Source organism: Micromonospora sp. ABR4_055 (genome assembly GCF_056160425.1).
This window is the reverse complement of the sequence record NZ_JBSWXD010000247.1, coordinates 1-6,388: the sequence shown is the minus strand read 5'-3', so window position 1 is coordinate 6,388 and position 6,388 is coordinate 1. Positions and strand designations below refer to the sequence as shown.

Annotated in this window: 5 protein-coding genes; 3 read left to right on the top strand and 2 right to left on the bottom strand. The window is 69.1% G+C overall.

The genetic code is table 11. From position 1 onward, the window contains the following. Nucleotides 1–196 precede the first annotated feature (196 nt). The 3 genes from ACXAHD_RS30970 to ACXAHD_RS30960 all read left to right on the top strand — a co-directional run bounded on the left by ACXAHD_RS30970 (nt 197) and on the right by ACXAHD_RS30960 (nt 2,843). Nucleotides 197–883, top strand: coding sequence for a response regulator transcription factor (locus tag ACXAHD_RS30970; RefSeq protein WP_281554084.1), 687 nt, complete (start codon nt 197–199; stop codon nt 881–883). A 74-nt stretch (nt 884–957) separates the two neighbouring features. Continuing rightward, nucleotides 958–2,127: a sensor histidine kinase gene (locus tag ACXAHD_RS30965; protein ID WP_475054993.1), complete on the top strand. Its 1,170-nt coding sequence runs from the start codon at nt 958–960 to the stop codon at nt 2,125–2,127. 413 nt (nt 2,128–2,540) lie between these two features. After that, on the top strand, nt 2,541–2,843 hold the full coding sequence (locus tag ACXAHD_RS30960; protein ID WP_281554085.1) for a DUF6342 family protein: 303 nt from the start codon (nt 2,541–2,543) through the stop codon (nt 2,841–2,843). A gap of 94 nt (nt 2,844–2,937) precedes the next feature. Here ACXAHD_RS30960 and ACXAHD_RS30955 read toward each other — a convergent pair whose 3' ends face one another. After that, the gene (locus ACXAHD_RS30955) at nt 2,938–5,004 is read right to left on the bottom strand and encodes a 3-hydroxyacyl-CoA dehydrogenase NAD-binding domain-containing protein (protein WP_475054989.1); all 2,067 of its coding nucleotides are present in this window, start codon (nt 5,002–5,004) and stop codon (nt 2,938–2,940) included. Continuing rightward, entirely contained in the window at nt 5,004–6,215 is a 1,212-nt protein-coding gene (locus tag ACXAHD_RS30950) for a thiolase family protein (RefSeq protein ID WP_281554086.1), read from the bottom strand. The genes ACXAHD_RS30955 and ACXAHD_RS30950 overlap by 1 nt, the downstream gene beginning before the upstream one ends. Nucleotides 6,216–6,388: the final 173 nt, after the last annotated feature.

Sequence of the window (6,388 nt, the reverse complement as noted above, 5' to 3'; positions counted from 1 at the left end):
CAGCGACTCCTCGCGATGGCCGCCGCGATCTGGCACAACAACAAGACCGGCGCACCCGTCACCCGGTCCCTGATCGCCTACGACCACTGACCGGACTTCGGAACAACTCGTCTAGTTTGTGATTCATACCCGCCGCTTCACGCAGGCTTAACGCGGGCCTGCGCAGGGTGGGACCGGACGGGTGAAGGAGGTCGCGGTGCGGGTACTGGTGGTCGAGGACGAGCGCAACCTCGCCGACGCTATCGTCCGTGGGCTGCGTCGACAGGGCATGGCGGTCGACGTGGCGTACGACGGCTCCGCCGGACACGAGATGGCCTTCGTGACCCGCTACGACGTGGTGGTGCTCGACCGCGACCTGCCCGGTGTGCACGGTGACCAGATCTGCGCGGACCTGGTCAGCTCCGGCGCTCTCACCCGGGTGCTGATGCTGACCGCCAGCGGCACCGTCGCCGACCGGGTCGAAGGTCTGCAGTTGGGCGCCGACGACTACCTGCCGAAGCCGTTCGCGTTCACCGAGCTCGTCGCCCGGGTGCAGGCCCTCGGCCGGCGGGCCACCCCGGCGGCCCCGCCAGTGCTGACCGTCGCCGACCTGACCGTCGACCCCGCCCGCCGGCTGGCCACCCGGGACGGCCAGCCGGTCGATCTCACCCGCAAGGAGTTCGGCGTGTTGGAGGAGCTGGTCAAGGCGCGCGGGGCGGTGGTGTCCAGCGAGGAGCTGCTGGAGCGGGTCTGGGACGCCAACACCGATCCGTTCACCACCACCGTACGGGTGACGGTGATGACACTGCGCCGCAAGCTCGGGGAACCCCCGCTTATCGAGACCGTGGTCGGGGCCGGGTACCGCGTGACCGGGCCGGAGCCGCGTGACGAGGCGTACCAGTGAACCGGCTGCCCGGATCTGCTGCCCCGGCGGCGTCGGTGGTGGACCCGAGGCGTCGACGCTGGCCGACGCTGCGCATGCCCCGGCCGACCCTGCGGCTGCGGCTCACTCTGTTCAACGCTGTCCTGCTGGTCGGCTCGCTGGCCGTCTTCGTACTGCTCGCCTGGCTGCTGGTCACCGACGCGCTGCGACCGGCGGACCAGCTCGTGCCGGGGACCACCGTGGTGCTCGCCGACGGTCGCGAGATGGACGCGGCAGCCTGGCAGGACGGGATCGTCGAGCGGGCGTCCCGTGAGCTGCTGGCCAAGGCGTTGGTCGCGCTGCTGGCGATCAGCGTGGTCGGGGTGGTCGGTGCGTACGCCGTCGTCGGCCGGGCGCTGCGTCCGCTGCAGCAGGTGACGTCGACCGCCCGGCGGCTCGGCGAACAGACCCTGGATCAGCGGATCGGCTACTCCGGCACCGGTGACGAGGTGGCTGAGCTCGCCGCGACCTTCGACGACATGCTGGACCGGCTCAGCGCGTCGTTCGAGGCCCAGAAGCGGTTTGTTGCCAACGCCTCCCACGAGCTGCGTACCCCGCTGGCGGTGATGCGCACCGAGATCGACGTGACGATGGCCGACGACACCGCCGACCTGGCCGAGTACAGGCGGATGGCGACGGTGGTCCGGGACGCCTCGGAGCGGGCCAACGGGCTGTTCGACGCGTTGCTGGTGCTGGCCAGCAGCGAGGCGCAGTCCGGGCGGCGGCTGGTCCGTAAGGTGCCCCGGGACCTGGCTGAGGGGGTCTGTGCGGCGTTGTCGGCCGTGCAGGCCGAGACCCGCCGGCTCAAGCTGGACGTCCGTACCGCCCTGGACTCGGCGGTGGTGATCGGCGACCCCAGCCTGCTGGACCGGTTGGCCGGCAATCTGATCGAGAACGCGGTGCGCTACAACCACCTGCACGGTCGGCTGTGGGTGCGGACCGGCAGCCACGGGTCGCACGTCTACCTGCTGGTCGGCAACACCGGCTTCGAGGTGGACCAGGCTGACGTGCCGGGCCTGTTCGAGCCGTTCCGCCGGGGTGGCCGGGAACGGACCGGGGCGCGCGGCTCCGGCCTGGGCCTGTCGATCGTACGGGCGGTGGCCGACGCGCACGGCGGTACGGTGTCCGCCGTGTCCCAACCCGGGGGCGGCCTTGAAGTCACCTTGATGTTGCCCGCTGCTGACACGCCACTGCAGGTGGCCGCCTCACCGGTACGTCGGAACTGACCTGCCGCCGCGCCCTGACCCTGCGGCCCGCTTGCTGAGGCCCGGTGTCAGCAATGATCACTTCACTCCATCGGTTTGACTTTGGGTTCGATGAATATGTTTTGTCGGAACCGGCCATGTGAATCATCTTCTCGAATTAACATGTGTTGCGGTGTCGGTCAGTCATTTGGGACGAAATGGTCGGTTGGTGGAGTCGGTAGTCGTGGAAATTGCATCGAGGTGAAGATGTTGGTCGGCTTTGCTGACAAATTTTGTGTCTAGCCAAGGCGGTTGGGGCTGTCATACCATTGAATTGGCGCCGGATCGGGTGGGAGAAATAGGTCGCGTCGATGACTGAGGTGTATCGACTCCGATGCGGTTGTCCAGTTGGGTTGACCTACCGGAGAGAATCCGGGCAAACGAAAGGAGATCCGATGCCCGACGTCGATCTTGGACTCGCAACGGATTGGGACGAGGGTGACACTCACGGACGCATCCGGCTCCGGCAGAACCAGGTCTACGAGAGCTCGCCCAAGAAGGACGTCCTGATCAGTTCGCCGGTCAGTATCGAGCTTTCGGTCAACACGAACTACTCGACCTCGCAGGAAGCGGACAAGATCTTCTTCACGACCCATCACGGGAGCCAAAAGAAGATCATTGCGGTTCTCGACTCGGCTGGTAATCTGTACATCGCCGGCCGGGTGATCGAGGGTCAGACGAACTTGTCCTACAAGTAGGTCTGGAATTTGTCCTGCAGGTAGGCAAGCCTCAGGCGGCAAGCGGGATGTCGAGCCGAACTTCGGCCTCGACATCCCGCTCCGTTTTGTCCGGTCAATCGGCTGGGCTGCTGGCCACCCCGGCGGGTAGGAACCGCCGGCCGGTCACCCGCTGCGCGGTGCCGGTCCGGTCCAGGTACGGGGTGATCCCGCCGAGGTGGAACGGCCACCCCGCGCCGAGGATCATGCACAGGTCGATGTCCTGTGGTTCGGCGACCACACCCTCGTCGAGCATCAGCCGGGCCTCCTGCGCCAACGCGTCGAGGGCCCGTTGCCGGACCTGCTCGGCGGTCAACGGCTGCGACCCGACCTCCAACAGCCTGCCGATCTCGGGGTTGATCTCGTCGTCCACCATCAGCGGCAGCCCGGACTCGGCGATCCGCCGCAGGTTGTCGCTGACCGTGAACCGGTCCGGGTACGCGGCGTGCAACGTACCACCGACATGGTGGGCCACCGGCGGGCCGACCAGTTGCAGCAGGGCCAGCGGCCGCATCGGCAGGCCGAGCGGGTCCAGCGCGGCGTCGGCGACCTCCGGCGGCGTGCCGGCGTCCACTGCCGCGAAGATCTCGCCGAGGAACCGGGTGAGCAGCCGATTGACCACGAACGCCGGGGCGTCCGACACCAGCACGCAGGACTTGCGCAGCTGCTTGCCGACGGCGAACGCGGTGGCCAGAGTCGCGTCGTCGGTCCGCTCCCCGCGGACGATCTCCAGCAGGGGCAGGACGGCGACCGGGTTGAAGAAGTGGAAGCCGACCACCCGTTCGGGGTGAGCCAGGTCGGCGGCCATGTCGGAGACGGACAGCGACGAGGTGTTGGTGGCCAGGATCGTCTCGGGGCCGACGATCGCCTCGACCTCGGCCCACATTTGCTTCTTGACCTTGAGGTCCTCGAAGATGGCCTCGATGACGAAATCGGCGTCGGCGAAGGCGCTCTTGTCGACCGACCCGCTCACCTGCGCCAGCAGCTTCGCCGCCGTACCGGTGTCCATCCGGCCCTTGCCGACCTGCTTTTCGATCTCGGAGTGCACGTAGCTCAGTCCGGCGTCCACCCGGGCCTGGTCCAGATCGGTGAGCACCACCGGCACCTGCAGTCGGCGGGCGAACAGCAGCGCCAGCTGGGAAGCCATCAGCCCGGCCCCGACGACGCCGACCTTGGTGACCGGCCGGGCCAGGTCCGCCGAGGGGGCGCCGGCCGGCCGCTTGGCGCGTCGCTGGACCAGGTCGAACGCGTACAGCCCGCTGCGCAGCTCCTCGGACAGGATCAGGTCGGCGAGGGCCTCGTCCTCGGCGGCCGTGCCGTCGGTGAACGGGGTCTCCTTGGCCAGCGCGAGCAGGTCGAGGGCCCGGTAGGCGGCCGGTACCGCGCCGTGCAGCCGCTGGTCGAGCAGCTGGCGGGCGAAGTAGAGCACCCCGTCCCACATGTCCCGGTCGACCTCCGGGCGGTCGACGGTGACCTCGCCGGTGACCACGCCAGCCGCCCACTGCAGGGACCGCTCCAGGAAATCGGCCGGTTCGAGCAGGATGTCGGCGATGCCCATCTCCGCGGCCTGCTTCGGCTTGAGCATCTTGTTCTGGGTCAACGGGTTTTGGATGATCACCTGCGCGGCGGCCGGGATGCCGATCAGGTTCGGCAGCAACTGGGTGCCTCCCCAGCCCGGTACCAGACCGAGGGACACCTCCGGCAGGGCCAGCGGACCGGCTCCGCCGGACAGTGTCCGGTAGTGGCAGTGCAGGGCGAGTTCCAGCCCGCCACCCATCGCGGCACCGTTGACGAACGCGAAGGTCGGCACCGCGCTGTCGCGTAGCCGGGCGAAGATCCGGTGGCCCGTCCGGCCGATCTCCAGCGCCTGCTCACGGTCGACGAGCTGCGGCATCGCGGTGAGGTCGGCGCCGACGCAGAAGACGTACGGCTTGCCGGTGACCGCCACGAAGGCCGGCTCGCCGGCCAGCGCCTCGGTGATCGCCGCGTCCAGGCCGGCCAGCCCGGTCGGCCCGAGGGTGTTGGGTTTGCGGTGGTCCAGGCCGTTGTCCAGGGTGATCAGCGCGGCGGGCCGGTCCAGTCCGGGTACGTTCACCTGCCGGACCAGCGCCCGGGTGACCACCTCGTCGGGGTTGTGCAGCATCAGTTCTCGTCTCCCTGCTGTGCCGGGCCGGTCCAGGCCGGGTTCTCCCAGATGACCGAGCCGCCCATGCCGATGCCGATACACATCGCGGTCAGCCCGTAGCGCACCTCGGGATGTTCGGCGAACTGCCGGGCCAGCTGGGTCATCAGTCGTACGCCGGAGGAGGCCAGCGGGTGCCCGATGGCGATGGCGCCACCCCACGGGTTGACCCGCGGGTCGTCGGCGTCGACGCCGAAGTGGTCGAGGAAGGCCAGCACCTGGACGGCGAAGGCCTCGTTCAGCTCGAACAGGCCGATGTCGTCGATGCCCAGCCCGGCAAGCCGCAGAGCCTTCTCGGTCGCCGGGATCGGGCCGACACCCATCACCTCCGGTTCGACGCCGACGAAGCCGTACGAGACCAGCCGCATCGCCACCGGTAGCCCCAGCTCGCGGGCCACGTCCTCGGCGGCGATCACGCTGGCGGTCGCACCGTCGTTGAGCCCGGCGGCGTTGCCGGCGGTGACCCGCCCGTGCGGCCGGAACGGGGTCTTGAGGGTGGCCAGCTTCTCCAGCGACGTCTCCCGGGGCGCCTCGTCGACGACTGCCAGCCCCCAGCCGGCCTCCGGGTCGCGGACCGCCACCGGGACCAGGTCCGGCTGCAGCTTGCCGTTGGCGTACGCCTTGGCGGTCTTGACCTGGGAGGCGAGGGCAAAGGCGTCGGCGCGCGCCTTGGTGACGCCGGGCATCCGGTCGTGCAGGTTCTCTGCGGTCGCGCCCATGATCAGCGCGGACGGGTCGACCAGCTTCTCGGCGAGGATGCGCGGGTTGGGGTCGACGCCTTCGCCCATCGGATGCCGGCCCATGTGTTCGACGCCGCCGGCGATCGCCACGTCGTAGGCACCCATCGCGATGCCGCCGGCTACCGAGGTGACCGCGGTCATCGCGCCGGCGCACATCCGGTCGATGGCGAAGCCGGGCACCGTCTTGGGTAGCCCGGCCAGCAGCGCGGCGGTGCGACCGATGGTCAGTCCCTGGTCGCCGGTCTGGGTGGTCGCCGCGATGGCTACCTCCTCGACCCGGTCGGGGGGTAGTTGCGGGTTGCGCCGCAGCAGTTCACGGATGCAGCGGATGACGAGGTCGTCGGCGCGGGTGTGGGCGTACATCCCGCCGGCCTTGCCGAACGGGGTGCGGACGCCGTCGACGAAGACGACGTCCCGGACTTCACGCGGCACGATGGGGCCTCCTTGCCGGCCTGGGTACGCGGGGCAGACTTCCATGCTACTTGTCGGTAACAATCGTCGACCGGTGGCCCGGGTGTGGGGCCGAGGAACCACAACCCACCCGATAGGGAGGGCATATCAGGAGGAAAACGCTACAGCCGTCGTCAACATTGGAACACCCTGCG